Genomic DNA, 14,964 nt, shown 5'->3' with positions numbered 1-14,964 from the left:
GCTCGGGAAATGAACATGAGAGCGCTCTCGGAAGGTAGTGAGGGGGAGAGGGAGCGTCAACGGTACGGACGCACAAGGGAGTTGAACATGGGGCAAGGAGGGGGCATTCGCCGCGGCGGACGGGAACCGTCGGCCGGGCCCTGACGGCCTCGTGCCCCGGTGGCCGCGTCTCGGCGCCCAGGTTCTTCCGTCAGCGGGGGCGAAGCCCGTCGAGCATCATCCGCAACAGCCGGGTCCGCCGGTCCGGGTCGGGCGGCAGCTGCCCGCCGACCCAGGCTATGGCGGCGGCCAGATGCCGTACGTCGTCGGCGTCTATGTCCGCACGGAGCGTGCCGGCCTCGGCGGCGCGGCGGATGAGCGCCGTGCCGGCATCAAGGGAGAGCCGACAGGTGTCGCTCTCGTGAACCGGTGTGCGAGCGAGGGCCTGGGCCAGGCCCTCGTACACGCTGCACTGATCGATGAAGGCCTCCAGCCAGCGGCTGACCGCCTTCAGGGGGTCCGTCTCGTCGAGCAGCTCGACGAGACGGTGCAGGTCGGCCAGGCCTCTCGGGATGGCTCTCCCTGGCCGTCGTGTCCCGGTGTCAGACGGCCGCGATGCCCTCCATGCCGGACTCGCCGAAGGCGGGCAGACCTTCGGCCGTCGTGACTTTGGTGAGGGCGCCGTTGGACTCGACGCGGAAGCCGTCGACGGTGCCGGAGACGGCGTTCTGGACGTAGACGAACTTCTCGTCCTCGGTCACGGCGAGATCGATCACGCCCTGCGAGTCGGCGGAGGGCGGGGTGGCGATGCCCACGTCGTTGGTCAGGGCAAGCTTGCCTCGCTTGTCCATGCGGTACCCGGTGACGGTGGAGTTTCCGGTGTTGCCGCCGTAGAAGAAGTTGCCCGCGCGCTCCAGCCAGCACAGGGTCTCCTGGCCGTTGGCCAGGGGCTGCTGAAGGACCTTCAGTTTGCCGTCGCGCCGCACCGCGTACGTGGAGACGGTGGACTTCTCGGCCTCGGCGACCAGCATCCGCTTCCCGGTCCTGTCGAAGCTGATCGCGAAAGGCACGCCGCCGGCCGACTTGTTGACGACCGGTTCGGCGACGGCCGGCAGGCCGTTGCGCTTCATGGGGAAGACCTCGACGGTGTTGTTGCCCTTGGTGGTGACCAGCAGACTGCGGCCGTCCGGGGCGAATTCGACCTCGCCCGGCGAGGTGTCGAAGCGCGGTATGTCCTTGTTGCTCAGGCCAAGGGAACGATAGGACCCTTTCAGCGGCTCCAGTCCCTTTCCGGTGATCCTGAACCCCTGGACGCTGCCCTCGCCGCCCGCGTTCATCACGTACGCGATCCTGCCGTGCACCGCGAGGCCGGCCGGGAACTCGCCGCCGGAGTCCACAACGCGCCGGTCCTTGAGCTGTTGCCCTTCGACGCGGAAGGAGGTCACCGTGCCACTGCCCGCGTTGACGGCCAGCAGCATGCCTGAGGCGTCGTCGTAGACGAGCGAGCCCTGGGAGGCGAGCGAGTCGGTGGGCGCGTCGACCTGGTCACCGCCCTGGCCGCCGGTCCCGTAGGTCCCCGAGGGGCGCAGGCTGCCGTCGTCGCCCCGCGCGAACACATGGATGGTGTTGCCGTCCAGCTCGTTGCCCTGGACGAAGACTGCGTGGTCGGCCCCGGCGGCGCTCCCGGAGTACTGGCCGGCCGAGGCCAGGGACACAGCCACCGTGGCCGCCCCGGCGATGGCCAGGGCCCCGCCGCCGACCACGATGCGCCGTGTCCTGGACTTCACCCGGTGACCGCCATGTATGTCGGCGGGCCGGTTCGCGCGACGGTGGGTCTTGCGGCTGGTGTGCATGGTCACGTCCCGTTCCTCTGTTTCTGCGGTGCGGTCCACGGCTGTGGACGGCACCAGAGTGGACAGTGGGAACGGTGTGCCGATGCGGAACGGTGGCCGCGTCAGACTCTCGTAAGAGAGTCCGGGCCCGAGGACGGCAAGCATCTTACGGAACCCTTACGCAGCCGTTCTGGACGACACCACGCGCCTACGCTCGCAGGCGTGTTGACCATCCGACGTATTGCCCTAGTCACCGCCGCCCCACTCGTGCTGAGTGCGGCGGGCATCGCGCATCCGCATGGGCTGTCCAGATCGACAGCCTCCGACTGGGCGCACCTCCACATCGCTCTGTTGCCGGTCTTTCCGCTGCTCACGATTGGTCTCCTGGTCCCTCTGTGGCATCGGCCCCGGCTCTGCCTCGCGGGCTTCGCCACCGTGGTGGCCTGGGCGGGCGCTTTCGTCTACGCGGCCTTCTACACCGGCCTCGACGCGGTCGCCGGCATCGCGGCCGGAACCGCGGTCGAGCACGCCGACGCGACAGCGAGCCTCGGACCAATCAAGCGCCCGCTCTACGACACGGGTGAGGCGCTGGGGCAGGCAGGCGCCTACGCCCTCATCGGAGCCATCGCGGCCACGGCGGTCGTGCTGCTCCCGAAGCACGGCGTCCGAGTACTTCCTGGCACGGTGGTGCTCCTGGCGGCGGGCTGGTCCTTCGTCGACAGCCACATCTTCTGGCCACGCGGCGTTTGGACGATGCTCGGCTTCGCCCTGGGCTTCGCGCTGCTCGCCTGGGGAACAGCGGGGCGCGAGCGCTTCGGCGAGACCGGCATGCTTCCTCGCCACGCGGCGGGCGATCTTGGGACTGGAGGGTGACCTGCCTGCCGGGCCCGGCGCCGTCCGTCACCAACCGGTCAGCAGCAAGTGGTTGAGAAGCAGGGCGAGCACGGCCTGCGCCGCGAGCCAGGTGCGGGGGCGGGTCAGGTACGCGCATGAGGCCAGTAGCCACATGGCGAACGGCAGCCAGATGCGCTCCGTCTCCGCTTTGCTCATCCCGGACAGGTCGGCGATGAGCAGAGCGGCGAATGCGGCGGCGACCAGCACGGCGAGGCGGAGTTCGGCGGAGGCGCCGGGCATGTCCGCCCAGGGCAGGAGCCGTCGGCGCAGGGCCGGACCGACCCGTACGGATCCGCCGTGGCGGTCGGGGGTGTGCCCGCGCAGCGGAGCGTCGGGGGAAGAACGGGCCGTGAGTCGTCTCGGGGTCTCCAGGAGCGCGGCGCCTGTGCGGCGCAGGCCCGCCACCGTCGCCGGCCCCACGATCAGGACCGTGCAGGCGAGGTTGGCCCACACCCAGTAGCCGTAAGGCCGGATGCCGCCGGCTCCCTGGTAGTAGCGCTCGACGAGCAGTCGGTACGCCTCCCACCAGTTGAAGCCCGCCAGGGTGAACACGACCGGGACGACGGCGACTCCGGCGAGTGCGTAGGGCAGGGGTCGGGTTCGTCGAGGGCCGAGCAGCAGGACCGCGCCCGCGATGAGCGCGAAGAGGGTGAGCCCGTAGGAGAGGTAGCAGGTGAGGCCGAAGAGGAGGCCGGAGGCGAAACCGGTGAGCCGTGGCCGGTGTCCGGTGACCGCGAGGGCGAGGAAGGCGATCGTCCAGGCGGCGACCGCCGCGAAGTAGCCGTCCGCGGACGTCCCCATCCACACCGCGGCCGGCGCCATCACCAGGAACGGCGCCGCCCGGCGCGCGAGCGCCTCGTCCGCGAGCGCCCGCACGGCGACCAGCACCGCCACGCACGCCGACGCACCGACGGTGATGCAGAAGGCTCCGGCCCAGCCCCCGCCGCCGAGTCCGACCCGGTCGAGCAGGACGAACGTGACCGTCGCCGCCGGAGGGTGACCCGCCACATGCGGGGGCCAGTGGTCGGGGGAGTGGAGCAGGATGTGGCCGGTGAAGTCGCGCAGCGTCGTGGGGATGTCCTGGAAGCGGTCGATGACCTGGAGGTACTCGTACTTGGTCGTGAGCCGGTCCGCGATACCGCGCCGCCAGCCGTCGATCAGCGCCAGTGACCACGTCCACGCCATGGCCGTACCCCAGGCGGCGCCCAGCAGCGCGCGCCACGGCAGCCGGGCGGCAACTCGCGGCCCGTACGCCACGACGCCGATCGCGACGACGAGTGCTGCGGGGGTGCCGGGGCCGACGTGGGGACCCCAGTTGGAGTACAAGGGAGGCCACCCCACGTGCAGGGTGCCGTGGTCCCGCTCGATCGCGGTGCCGACCAGCGCGGCGGCCACGACGAGCAGCGCGGCGGTCGCGGTCGCGTACAGGTCTCGGAGAAGATCACGGGTCACGGGGGAACGCTAGGCCGCGGGGACGGCGCCGAGGCGGATGCGCGTGCGGATGTCAGCGTTTCGTCATGTGTTCAAGGCCCCTTTTCGCAGGTGCGGCGGCCTACGGTCGGCGCATGTCACGGTTGCACACCCCGCCTCCCTTGCCCACGTCCCCCGGTTTCTGGCGCAGTTCCGTACGCGGTCCGTGGTTCACCTCCGTGCTCGGAATCGTCCTGCTCGGCGGTATCACCGCGCTGTTCGTGACGGGGCTGCTGTCGTACGCCGCGTACAACCCGGACCTCGCGCCGGTCAACGACAAGACCCCCGACAAGGGACTGCTCGGCTTCTACCTCTTTGCCTGGCCGACACATCCGCACTGGCTGTACCGGCTCACCCAGGGCATCCATGTCACGCTCGGCATCACGCTCGTCCCCGTTCTGCTGGCCAAGCTGTGGTCGGTCGTTCCGAAGCTGTTCGCGCTGCCGCCGGCCCGGTCGCTCACGCACGCCCTGGAACGGATCTCCCTGCTGCTCCTCGTCGGCGGCGTGCTGTTCGAGTTCGTGACGGGAGTGCTCAACGTCCAGCTGGACTACCTCTTCCCCGGCTCCTTCTATCCGCTGCACTTCTACGGCGCCTGGGTGTTCATCGCCGGGTTTGTGGTGCACGTGGTGCTCCGGGCCCCCGCCGCCGTACGCAACCTGCGTCGCATGCGGGCGGGGGAGGGCCCTGAGGAGGAGGCGGGCGGGGAGCAGGACTTCCCGCTGGTCTCCCCGCGGCCGGCCGAGCCCACCGTGTCCCGGCGTGGCGCGCTGTGGTTCGTCGGTGGCGGTTCCCTGCTGTTGTTCGGGACCACGGCCGGACAGAACTTCGACGGTCCGCTGCGGCGCACCGCCCTCCTCGCACCGCACGGCGCCGCCGATCCCGGCAGCGGTCCCGGCGGCTTCCAGATCAACAAGACAGCCGCGTCCCGGGGAATCAGCGCGCGGGAGACGCGCGAGGACGTGTGGCGGCTGGTCCTCACCGGACCCTCCGGAACCGTCCGGCTCAGCCGTGCCGAACTGCTCGAACTGCCGCTGCACAGTTCGGCGTTGCCCATCGCCTGTGTGGAGGGCTGGTCCACCGGCGACCAGTGGTGGCGAGGCGTACGGCTGCGGGAACTCGCCCACCTCGTCGGGTACGACGCGGACTCGGCCCCCGACGTCATGGTGGAGTCCCTCCAGCGACACGGCGCCTTCCGCAGGGCAGCACTGCGGTCCAACCAGGTGCGCGACCAGCGCTCCCTGCTCGCCCTGGACGTCAACGGCGAGCCACTGACCCCCGATCACGGCTACCCGGCCCGGATGATCGTGCCCGCGGCGCCCGGTGTGCTCAACACCAAGTGGGTGGCCCGGATGACGTTCGGAGACCTGTGATGCGCAGAGCGATTCCTCCGCTGGGCAGCCCGCTGCAACTGCTGCTCCTGGCCTGCTCGTTCGCGCTCGCCGGATACGCGGGTGTGCGTCTGCTGTCCGATGACTGGCTCGGGGTGACGCTGTGGTTCGTGGGGGCGGCCGTGCTGCACGACCTCGTGTTCCTGCCGCTGTACGCCGCCGTGGACCGGGCCGTCACCGGAGCGCTCGGTGCCGTCGGCCGCCGGGCCTGGACCGTGTACGTCCGGGTGCCGGCGGCCTTCTCCGGGCTGCTGCTGCTGGTGTGGTTCCCGCTGATCAGCGGCCGGGTGGCGGACAGCTACGAGTCCGCCACCGGCCTCTCCGCGGACGGCTTCCTCGCCCGCTGGCTGCTGATCACCGCCGTACTGTTCGGCGGTTCCGCCCTGTTGCTGGTGCTGCGGCTGCGCAGGGAGACGAAGCAGCGGTCACCGGCCGACCACTGATCCGCGGTGCGCCAGCCCAGCGGGCGGGCGTACCGCAGCAGCGCCCGGGTGCCGAGCCGGGCCCAGGGGAACGCGGCGCCGGTGGCCCCCTGGGTGTCGGTGCCGCGCACGATACGGACGTCGGCGCGCTCGTCCACGTCCACGGGGGCGGTCTCGGCGATCAACAGGCCCCCGGGCAGCAGTAGTTGGGCCACTCTGCGGAGCAGGGCGCGTGGGTCGCCGCCGATGCCGAGGTTGTCGTCCAGAAGCAGGGCGGTGTTCCAACGGCCCTCGCCCGGCAGCGGTTCGAAGACCGAGCGCCACAGGGCAGGCCCGCCGAGGCCCAGGGTGTGGGCGACGGCGGCCTCGCTGACGTCGACACCGAGCGCGGTCCGGCCCCGGGCGGCGAGTTCCGTGACCAGCCGTCCCGGCCCGCATCCGACGTCGAGGACAGTACCCTCGCACCGGTCCAGGACCTGCCGGTCCACGGCGTCGGCCCGCGCACACCACCGCTCGACGTCCAGCGGCAGCAGCCAGCCGTCGCCACGGCGGAGGAAAAGCGGTCCCCGGCCGGCCCGGAGGGCGTCGGCGTAGGGGTCGGCCGACCAGCTGTGCCCGCCTGGATCCCGCGCGATCACCTCATGCGCTGTGCTCATCGGCGGCCGGCCGTCCGCAGCCGGGACAACTCCGTGGCGAAGCAGCCGTACGGTGCCAGGGCGGCGACCGCTTCGGCGTCGGCGGACGTGTCCACGTCCCGCAGGCACGGCAGGTCCCGCACCCGCAATCCGGCGGCGACGAGCCGGGCGCGCTGTACGGCGCCGGTGACGGGCGTCGACATCGGAACCCCACGCAGCAGCTCCGGGTCCGGCTCCGCCAGCCCGAGCGCCCAGAAGCCGCCGTCCTCGGCCGGGCCGAAGCAGGCGTCGTACCCGTCGAGGTCCACAGTGAGCAGGCCGGGGGTGACCTGCGGTGTGTCCATCCCGATCAGCAGGGCCGGTCCGTCGCAGCCGGCGAAGGCCGCGGCCAGTCGCTCGTCGAGGCCGCCCGCGCACTGCGGTACGACGTCGAAGCCGGGCGGCAGCCAGGGTCCGGGCTTCCCGTCGAGGACCAGGACCCGGCGTCGGGCAGGTGCCGCGGCAACCGCCCTCAGGGTGTCGGTGAGGGCGGCCTCGGCGAGCGCCGCCGCCTCCTCGGGTGTGAACGGCGGCGTGAGCCGGGTCTTCACCCGTCCCGGCCGCGGTTCCTTGGCGATGACGAGCAGGGTGGTCACCGGCGGGATCCTCCTTGTGCCTGGGCCTGTGCCATGGCGGCCGTGGGTACGGCGGGTCGCTCGGCCAGGACACGGCTCATGTCGCGCACCGCCTGCCAGGTGCCGCGCCAGGTCCCGGTCACCTTCGAGGCACCGGACCGCGGCAGATACGGGACGTCGTGTTCGGTGACGTGCCAGCCCGCGTCGGCGGCCCGCACGACCATCTCCAGCGGGTAGCCGCTGCGCCGGTCGGTGAGGTCCAGGGCGAGCAGCGCCTCGCGGCGGGCGGCGCGCAGCGGGCCGAGGTCGTGCAGGCGCAGACCGGTGCGGCGGCGCAGCATCAGCGCGAGGGCGAGATTGCCCGCCCGGGCGTGCACGGGCCAGGCTCCCCGGCCCTGCGGACGGCGCCGACCGAGCACCAGGTCGGCCTCGCCGCCCCGGACTTCGTCCACGAACGGCATGAGCAGGGCCGGGTCCAGCGAGGCGTCGCAGTCGCAGAAGCACACGATGCCGGCCGTGGCCGCGGTCAGTCCCGCATGGCACGCGGCGCCGAAGCCGCGGCGCGGTTCGTGGACGACGGTGGCGCCCAGGTCCCGGGCGATGTCCGCCGAGCCGTCGGTGGAGCCGTTGTCCACCACAAGGGCACGCCAGCCGGACGGAATGCGGGCGAGAACCCAGGGCAGTGCCTCGGCTTCGTTCAGGCAGGGGAGGACGACATCAACGTCCTCGGGTGTGGAAGAGGTCATCACGGCTCTCACCCTACGAACGCGAAACGTACATATCGGGCTTCGGCTCCTTACGAAACACGGACGTCAGGGCGACGAGCCACTCGCGGAGTGACGCTCGAAGGCGCGTGGTGCGAGGCTGGCCGCATGGAACAGCAACCGCACGAGTCGGTGGCCGGCGCCTCCGCCGACGGACGGACCGGGACGGCACGCGTCCTCGTCGTCGACGACGACCCCACGGTCGCCGAGGTCGTCTCGGGCTACCTGGATCGCGCCGGGTACCTGGTGGACCGGGCCGAGGACGGGCCGACCGCCCTCGCCGGCGCCGCCGCGCACTGGCCGGACCTGGTGGTACTCGACCTGATGCTGCCCGGCATGGACGGCCTGGAGGTGTGCCGCCGACTGCGCGGCCGTGGCCCCGTGCCGGTCATCATGCTCACCGCCCGCGGGGACGAGGACGACCGCATCCTCGGCCTGGAGGTGGGGGCGGACGACTACGTGACCAAGCCGTTCAGCCCTCGGGAGCTGGTGCTGCGGGTGGAGTCGGTCCTGCGCCGCACGCGGCCCCGCGCGGGCACGCGTACCCACAGCGCGGCCGGACTCACCGTCGACCCGGCCGCCCGCCGCGCCACCAAAAACGGCGGCGAACTCGCCCTCACCCTGCGCGAGTTCGACCTGCTCGCGTTCTTCCTGCGTCATCCGGGCCGGGCGTTCAGCCGCGAGGACCTGATGCGTGAGGTGTGGGGCTGGGACTTCGGCGACCTCTCGACCGTCACGGTCCACGTCCGACGACTGCGCAACAAGGTCGAGGACGACCCCGCCAGGCCGCGCCTGATCCAGACGGTGTGGGGCGTCGGCTACCGATTCGAAGCCGCAGGTCCTTCCGGCCCCTCCGGTTCTTCTGATCTTGCTGGCCCTTCCGGCCAGGGCGAGGAGTGATCATGCACGCCACCCTCCTCATCGCTCTGTACGCCTTCCTGGGCGCCGGCGCGGCCGGGCTGCTCGGGGCGGGAACACTGTGGATGCTGCGCCGCCGCTCACTGACCACCTCCCTCACCGTGGTGGCCGCCGTCGCGGTGACCGCGATGCTCGCGGGCACTCTGGCCGTGGCGCAGGCGATGTTTCTGTCCGCACACGACCTGTCCGTTGTGACGACGGTGGTCGCGATGGCGGCCGTCGTCTCCCTGGCCGCCGCCCTGCTGCTGGGCCGCTGGGTGGTCGCCCGCAGTCATGAACTCGCCCTCGCCGCCCGCTCCTTCGGAGACGACGGCGACTTCACGGCACCCCACGGTGCGGCCACCGCCGAACTGGCCGCGCTCAGCCGCGAGTTGCAGGCCACCAGCGCGAAGCTCGCCGAATCCAGGCAGCGCGAGCGCGCCCTGGAAACCTCGCGCCGTGAACTCGTGGCCTGGATCTCGCACGACCTGCGCACCCCGCTCGCGGGCCTGCGCGCGATGGCCGAGGCGCTGGAGGACGGTGTCGCCACCGATCCGGACCGCTATCTGAAGCAGATCCGCACCGAGGTCGAGCGCCTCAACGAGATGGTCGGCGACCTCTTCGAACTCTCCCGCATCCACGCCGGCAGCCTGGCTCTGTCGCCCTCCCGGATGTCCGTCTACGACCTCGTCGGCGATGCTCTCGCCGGGGTGTATCCCCTGGCCCGCGAGCACGGCGTGCGACTCGTCGGCGACGGCGTCGAGCCCCTGCCGGTGGAGGTGGACGGCAAGGAGATGAGCCGTGTGCTGGGCAACCTCCTGGTCAACGCGATCCGGCGTACCCCTGCGGACGGCACCGTCATGGTGGCCGCCGAACTCCTGCCCGACGGCGTGGTGTTGTCCGTGACCGACGGCTGCGGCGGCATCCCCGAGGAGGACCTGCCCCGCGTCTTCGACACCGGCTGGCGCGGCACCCACGCCCGTACCCCACCCGCTGGTGCCGGCCTCGGCCTGGCCATCGTCCGCGGCATCGTGGAGGCCCACCAGGGCCGGGCCACCGTACGCAACATCCCCGGTGGCTGCCGCTTCGAGGTGGTGCTGCCCGCGGCCGCTTCCTGAAGCGGGCAGCACCACCGGTCCAAGGCGGTCCTACGCGCCACGCATCCCGGCCCGTGCGAACTCCCGCATGCCGTCCGCGAAACCGACCTCCGGCTTCCACCCCAGCTCGGCCCGCAGCCGGGACGAGTCCGCCGTGATGTGCCGCACGTCGCCCAGCCGGTACTCGCCGGTCACGACCGGCTCGGGCCCACCGTCTGCCGCCGCCAGTGCCGTCGCCATCTCTCCCACCGTGTGCGGCTCACCGCTGCCGGTGTTGTACGCGGTGAGCGCTCCGGCGGCCGAATCCGCCTCCAACGCCGTCGCGTTGGCAGCCGCCACGTCCCGTACGTGCACGAAGTCGCGCCGCTGCCGACCGTCCTCGTACACACGCGGGGCCTCACCCCGGGCGAGCGCCGATCGGAAGAAGGAGGCGACCCCGGCGTACGGCGTGTCCTGGGGCATCCGGGGCCCGTACACGTTGTGGTAGCGCAACGACACCGCCGCCCCACCCGTCGAGCGCGCCCACGCGGCGGCCAGATGCTCCTGGGCGAGCTTGGTGGTGGCGTACACGTTGCGCGGGTCCACCGGCGCGTCCTCCCCGACCAGCCCCGGCGACAACTCCTCCCCGCACACCGGGCACCGCGGCTCGAACCGCCCGGCCGCCAGGTCGGTGACGTCCCGGGGCCCGGGCCGCACCACCCCGTGCCGCGCGCACGTGTACCTGCCCTCCCCATAGACCACCATCGAGCCGGCCAGCACCAGCCGTCGTACGCCCCTCTCGGCCATGGCCGTGAGCAGTACGGCCGTGCCGAGGTCGTTACGGGACACGTACTCCGCCGCGTCGGCGAATCCGGTACCCAGGCCGACCATCGCCGCCTGGTGACACACGGCGTCCACACCGGCCAGGGCGCGGCCCACCGCCTCCGGGTCGCGGACGTCCGCTTCCGGATCATCACGTACGTCGAACACGACGGGCTCGTGCCCGCGCGCCTGAAGTGCCTCGACGACATGGGACCCGATGAACCCGGCACCGCCGGTGACCAGTACTCGCATGCGCCCACGTTAGGGCGGCACACCGGTCGCGCCCCCGGGCCGCGCGCATCACGTCACGAGTCCGTAAGGCGATGCGCTGTCCGTATGGCCGGTGCCTTGTCGCGCTTGGCCTCCAGCAGTCGGCGGCGCTTGGCGTCCTTGAAGGGCCATGTGTGCGAACCGGGCTTGCGCGCCTCGTCCGCCAGATGCTTGAGCAAGCCCTTGTAACTGCTTTCCTTGATCTTCACGGCAACGCGGCCACGGATGGAGAACCTGTTCGCGGTGTCGTCCTTGGAGGCGAGCTGAACGGTGGCGGCGCGACGCCCAAGGCTGACGCACAGGCCGAAGAACCCCACGTCGATGGACGCGGGTTGCCCACCCGCGATCCGGCTGAGCACGGTGTCGGCGGCGTGGGCGCCCAGTGGGCCCGCGGCCTGGCAGCTCATCCGCAGCGGCAGATCCGACGGCGCCGCCGAGTCCCCGGCCGCGACGATGCGTACGTCGTCCACGCTCGTCAGCGTCTCGTCCGTGAGCAGACGGCCCAGGGCGTCGGTGCTCAGCCCGCTGCGCGCGGCCAGGTCCGGCACGCCGAACCCGGCGGTCCAGACGGTCACCGCGCTCGGCAGCTCACGGTCGCCACCGAGCCGCACGGTGTCGCGCGTCACGGCCGTCACCTTCGTCTCGGGGCCTTCGAGCACGGTCACACCGAGCTTGGCCAGTCGCTTGGCGATCGAGCGCCGAACGCGGGGATGCAGATACGGCCCGAGCACCTCACCGCACACCAGGGTCACGGTGCGGCCCGCCTCCGCCAGTTCGGCGGCGGTCTCGATGCCGAGCGCACCGGCTCCGACGACCGTCACCGCGGCCGTCGCAGGCGCGGCGTCGAGGACCGACAACAGCCGCTGCGCCTCCTCCAGGGAGGCGATCGGATGGGCGAACTCGGCGGCTCCGGGCACCCGCGGGTCGGCGCTGCCGCTGCCCACCGCGTAGATCAGGTAGTCGTAGCCAACGGTGCCGCCCGCCGCCAACGCCACGCCGTGCTCGGCCGTGTCGATCCATGCGGCCGTGTCGACCACCAGCCGGACGCTCTTGGCCAGGACCTCTCGGTAGTCGACGACCACGTCGTGGGATCCGCCCACCACTTGGTGCAGGCGGATCCGGTGAACGAAGACCGGGCGCGGGTTGATCAGAGTCACGCTCACGTCGTCGCGCTGCGTCAGGCGATTGGCCGCCATGACGCCGGCGTATCCGCCGCCGAGTACGACCACTTCGGTGTTCTGAGCCATGGTGTCTCCCTCGTTCGCGGTGGGTTCGGCCTCAAGACGCCGCCCGACCGGACCCTGTGACAGGCTGTAAGGCAGACCACTTCGCGGGCGTGGAGCGGGGCGCGTATGCGCCGTGGCTTCAGCTGATCCGGGCAGTGGGGGCCGGTGTGGGCTCGGGCGGAGGCGGGAGGTCGTCGCTCTCGTTGCTCTCCACGGTGTCCTCGCTCTCCTCGCTCTCCATGGTCTCCACAGTGATGCGGGGCAGCCGCCGGTCGAGCGGCCGGGGCAGCCACCAGGCGGCGCGCCCCAGCAACGCCATGGACGCGGGCACCAGCACCATGCGGACGATCGTGGCGTCGAGCACGATGGCCGTGGCCAGCCCCAGGCCCATCATCTTGACGAGTGGCGAGGGGTTGGCGACGAAGCTGAGGAAGACCGACGTCATGATCAGCGCGGCGGAGGTGATCAGACGGCCCGTGACCGCCATACCGCGTGCCACCGACTCGGTGGGGTCACCCGTGGCGTCGTACTCCTCGCGCACACGTGAGAGCAGGAACACCTCGTAGTCCATGGACAGGCCGAAGAGCACCGCGAAGAAGATCGTTGGCAGGGGCGAGGCGATCAGTATCGTCTCGTGGAGGTTGAACAGCCCTCCCAGCCAGCCCCATTGGAAGACGGCCACCACGACGCCGTACGCGCCGCCGATGGACAGAAGATTCATCACGGCGGCCTTCAGCGGTACCGCGACGGAGCGGAACACCAGCATCAGCAGCAGGAACGACACCACGAGGATCGCGGCGATGAACACCGGCAGGGTGTCGGAGAGTTGACGGGTGAGATCGTCGGTCATGGCGGTCAGGCCCGACACGGCGACATTGTCGGGGATGATGCCGCGGATGCGTTCGAGGGTGTCGGAGGTCGCGGCGTCCGCGGGGGCGGTGGTGGGCAGCACGGGCAGTACGACCGTGTCACCCGCCGTGGAGAACCGGGGCTCGCCGATCGACGCGACGCCGGCGTCGTCGGCGACACGCCGGGCCAACTCCGGGATGCCCGCGGCGTCCACTCCGGGGCTGTCCAGGTCGGCGACGATGAGCAGTGGGGCGTTGAAGCCGGGACCGAAGCCCTCCGCCAGCAGGTCGTAGGCGCGGCGGTGGGTGGTGCTGGTCGCGTCGTTGCCCGCATCGGGGAAACCCGTCTCCATACGCAACGCCGGTATCGCCAGGGCCAGTAGCACCGCGGACCCGGCCAGCAGGTACGGCCACGGCCGACCGGAGACGTGGTGCGCGAACCGCCACCATGCCGTCTGCTCAGGGCTCTTGTGGTTCTCGGTGTTTTCGGACTCCTTCGACTCCTTCGACTCCTTCGACTCCTTCGACTTCTTGGCACGGCGGGTACGCAGCCCCCGGTGCCGTCGGCCCTTGTGGATGCGGTCGCCCAACAGGGACAGCAGGGCGGGCAGCAGCGTCAGGGCGGTCGCCACGGCGAACAGCACGACCAGCGAGGTGCTCAGGCCGATCGAGGTCAGAAAGCCCAGGCCGGTCAGCGCGAGCGCGCTCATCGCCACGACCACGGTGCCGCCGGCGAACAGAACGGCCGCGCCGGACGAACTCATGGCGTTCGACAGCGCGGTGGCATTATCCTGGCCGGCCGCGCGGTTCTCGCGGCAGCGCGCCACGATGAACAGGGCGTAGTCGATCCCGACGCCCAGGCCGATCATCGCGCCGATCGTCGGCGCGGCGGTGGACACGTCCGTCGCATGGGCCAGCAGCACGATGCTGCCCAGACCGGCGGCCACTGCGACCAGGGCGAGCGCGATCGGCACCAGCGCGACCACGATCGTGCCGAATGCCACCACCAGAATGACCAGGGCGGTCAGCAGGCCCGCCGCCTCCGCGCCCGATGTGGGCGTCTCGGCGTTGATGAACACGGCGTCGCCCCCGATTTCGGCGACGACACCGTCGCCGCGTACGGGCTCGATCGCGTCGTTCAGGGCATCGACCTGCTCGGGCTTCACCTCCATCTCCGGTACGTCGAAGGCGACTTGGACGTAGCCGATCCGTCCGTCGGGCGAGACCGTCCCCGCGGCGAAGGGATCGGTGACCGTGGCGACGTGCTCCACCTCGGCGACGCGGCCGACGGCCGCCTCGACAGCCGTCCGGTGGCGATCGATCCGCTCCCCTTCCGGCACGGCGAAGACGGCGACGGCGCTGCCGCCGGACGCTTCGGGGAAGCGCTCCTCGAGCAGTTCCATCGCCTTCTCGCTCTGGCTGCCGGGAGCGACGAGGTCGTCGACGAACGAGCCGCCGACCAGGCCCGCAAGAGGCAGTACGAGCACCAGGGCGGCCACCCAGGCGGCGATGGTCACCCATGGTCGGCGGGTGCTCGCGTCGCCGATACGGCGCGTGAGTCGATTCATGGCTGCAACTCCTGGGAGACGGCCGCCGACCGGCGGCAGTTGTCGGATGGGCTCGTGCGGGAGCTGCCGACCGTTGGACCTGTCGGCCGGGTTCGTGCGGGACGGCTGCCGTCCGGCGGCACCGGTCGGTGAGCGGCGGCAGGAGTTTCGAGCGGTTCCCATCGTGGGTGCCGACGCCGGTGCCGTCTCCCGCCGTCAGAGGGGTCGGACGGCCCCACGCGCGACGGGGAGCAAGGGCCCACATCTCCGTCCGGCG

Annotated in this window: 13 protein-coding genes; 4 read left to right on the top strand and 9 right to left on the bottom strand. The window is 71.5% G+C overall.

All coding sequences use genetic code 11. The features are described 5' to 3' along the window. Positions 1-190: 190 nt before the first annotated feature. Positions 191-493, bottom strand: a complete 303-nt coding sequence (locus ACN20J_RS03500) for a hypothetical protein (protein ID WP_419668827.1) — start codon at positions 491-493, stop codon at positions 191-193. Positions 494-581: 88 nt separating this feature from the next. Next, on the bottom strand, positions 582-1,832 hold the full coding sequence (locus ACN20J_RS03495; RefSeq protein ID WP_419668826.1) for a lactonase family protein: 1,251 nt from the start codon (positions 1,830-1,832) through the stop codon (positions 582-584). Between the two features lie 201 nt (positions 1,833-2,033). Between ACN20J_RS03495 and ACN20J_RS03490 the strand changes: the two genes are divergently transcribed. Next, on the top strand, positions 2,034-2,684 hold the full coding sequence (locus ACN20J_RS03490) for a hypothetical protein (RefSeq protein ID WP_419665179.1): 651 nt from the start codon (positions 2,034-2,036) through the stop codon (positions 2,682-2,684). 27 nt (positions 2,685-2,711) lie between these two features. Here the strand turns inward: ACN20J_RS03490 and ACN20J_RS03485 are convergent, their stop codons facing one another. Beyond that, on the bottom strand, positions 2,712-4,157 hold the full coding sequence (locus ACN20J_RS03485; protein WP_419665178.1) for a hypothetical protein: 1,446 nt from the start codon (positions 4,155-4,157) through the stop codon (positions 2,712-2,714). Between the two features lie 113 nt (positions 4,158-4,270). Here ACN20J_RS03485 and ACN20J_RS03480 point away from each other — a divergent pair, with 113 nt between their 5' ends. Continuing rightward, positions 4,271-5,548 carry a molybdopterin-dependent oxidoreductase gene (locus ACN20J_RS03480; RefSeq protein WP_419665177.1) on the top strand — a complete coding sequence of 426 codons (1,278 nt, stop codon included), beginning with the start codon at positions 4,271-4,273 and terminating at the stop codon, positions 5,546-5,548. Positions 5,549-5,864: 316 nt separating this feature from the next. Here the strand turns inward: ACN20J_RS03480 and ACN20J_RS03475 are convergent, their stop codons facing one another. The 3 genes from ACN20J_RS03475 to ACN20J_RS03465 are packed head-to-tail and all read right to left on the bottom strand — an operon-like array spanning position 5,865 to position 7,983. Further along, entirely contained in the window at positions 5,865-6,644 is a 780-nt protein-coding gene (locus ACN20J_RS03475; protein ID WP_266751626.1) for a class I SAM-dependent methyltransferase, read from the bottom strand. Next, positions 6,641-7,258, bottom strand: coding sequence for a TIGR04282 family arsenosugar biosynthesis glycosyltransferase (locus tag ACN20J_RS03470; RefSeq protein WP_419665176.1), 618 nt, complete (start codon positions 7,256-7,258; stop codon positions 6,641-6,643). The genes ACN20J_RS03475 and ACN20J_RS03470 overlap by 4 nt, the downstream gene beginning before the upstream one ends. Then, complete coding sequence (locus ACN20J_RS03465) at positions 7,255-7,983, bottom strand: glycosyltransferase family 2 protein (RefSeq protein ID WP_419665175.1); 729 nt, start codon at positions 7,981-7,983, stop codon at positions 7,255-7,257. Before ACN20J_RS03465 ends, ACN20J_RS03470 begins: the two co-directional genes overlap by 4 nt. 126 nt (positions 7,984-8,109) lie before the next feature. Between ACN20J_RS03465 and ACN20J_RS03460 the strand changes: the two genes are divergently transcribed. Together ACN20J_RS03460 and ACN20J_RS03455 are read left to right on the top strand one after the other, a co-directional pair. Beyond that, the gene (locus tag ACN20J_RS03460) at positions 8,110-8,901 is read left to right on the top strand and encodes a response regulator transcription factor (RefSeq protein ID WP_419665174.1); all 792 of its coding nucleotides are present in this window, start codon (positions 8,110-8,112) and stop codon (positions 8,899-8,901) included. Between the two features lie 2 nt (positions 8,902-8,903). Beyond that, a complete protein-coding gene (locus ACN20J_RS03455; protein WP_419665173.1) occupies positions 8,904-10,016 on the top strand; it encodes a sensor histidine kinase in 1,113 nt (370 codons plus the stop codon). Between the two features lie 30 nt (positions 10,017-10,046). On the opposite strand, the gene ACN20J_RS03450 is transcribed toward ACN20J_RS03455, so the two are convergent. The 3 genes from ACN20J_RS03450 to ACN20J_RS03440 all read right to left on the bottom strand — a co-directional run bounded on the left by ACN20J_RS03450 (position 10,047) and on the right by ACN20J_RS03440 (position 14,708). Then, positions 10,047-11,048: an NAD-dependent epimerase/dehydratase family protein gene (locus ACN20J_RS03450; protein ID WP_419665172.1), complete on the bottom strand. Its 1,002-nt coding sequence runs from the start codon at positions 11,046-11,048 to the stop codon at positions 10,047-10,049. Between the two features lie 53 nt (positions 11,049-11,101). Further along, entirely contained in the window at positions 11,102-12,313 is a 1,212-nt protein-coding gene (locus ACN20J_RS03445; RefSeq protein WP_419665171.1) for an NAD(P)/FAD-dependent oxidoreductase, read from the bottom strand. Positions 12,314-12,431: 118 nt separating this feature from the next. Further along, entirely contained in the window at positions 12,432-14,708 is a 2,277-nt protein-coding gene (locus tag ACN20J_RS03440; RefSeq protein ID WP_419665170.1) for an MMPL family transporter, read from the bottom strand. Between the last annotated feature and the right edge of the window lie 256 nt (positions 14,709-14,964).

It is taken from the genome of Streptomyces sp. 2-1 (assembly GCF_048564895.1).
GTDB classification, from domain to species: domain Bacteria; phylum Actinomycetota; class Actinomycetes; order Streptomycetales; family Streptomycetaceae; genus Streptomyces; species Streptomyces phaeochromogenes.
The sequence above is the reverse complement of the archived record's forward strand: the minus strand, read 5'-3'. Positions and strand labels throughout refer to the sequence as shown.

What these genes read in the sequence shown, in the direction of transcription:
- ACN20J_RS03495 (WP_419668826.1), bottom strand. Translation starts at nt 1,832, where the DNA reads ATGCACACCAGCCGCAAGACCCACCGTCGCGCGAACCGGCCCGCCGAC.
- ACN20J_RS03455 (WP_419665173.1), top strand. Translation starts at nt 8,904, where the DNA reads ATGCACGCCACCCTCCTCATCGCTCTGTACGCCTTCCTGGGCGCCGGC.
- ACN20J_RS03465 (WP_419665175.1), bottom strand. Translation starts at nt 7,983, where the DNA reads ATGACCTCTTCCACACCCGAGGACGTTGATGTCGTCCTCCCCTGCCTG.
- ACN20J_RS03450 (WP_419665172.1), bottom strand. Translation starts at nt 11,048, where the DNA reads ATGCGAGTACTGGTCACCGGCGGTGCCGGGTTCATCGGGTCCCATGTC.
- ACN20J_RS03460 (WP_419665174.1), top strand. Translation starts at nt 8,110, where the DNA reads ATGGAACAGCAACCGCACGAGTCGGTGGCCGGCGCCTCCGCCGACGGA.
- ACN20J_RS03445 (WP_419665171.1), bottom strand. Translation starts at nt 12,313, where the DNA reads ATGGCTCAGAACACCGAAGTGGTCGTACTCGGCGGCGGATACGCCGGC.
- ACN20J_RS03475 (WP_266751626.1), bottom strand. Translation starts at nt 6,644, where the DNA reads ATGAGCACAGCGCATGAGGTGATCGCGCGGGATCCAGGCGGGCACAGC.
- ACN20J_RS03480 (WP_419665177.1), top strand. Translation starts at nt 4,271, where the DNA reads ATGTCACGGTTGCACACCCCGCCTCCCTTGCCCACGTCCCCCGGTTTC.
- ACN20J_RS03440 (WP_419665170.1), bottom strand. Translation starts at nt 14,708, where the DNA reads ATGAATCGACTCACGCGCCGTATCGGCGACGCGAGCACCCGCCGACCA.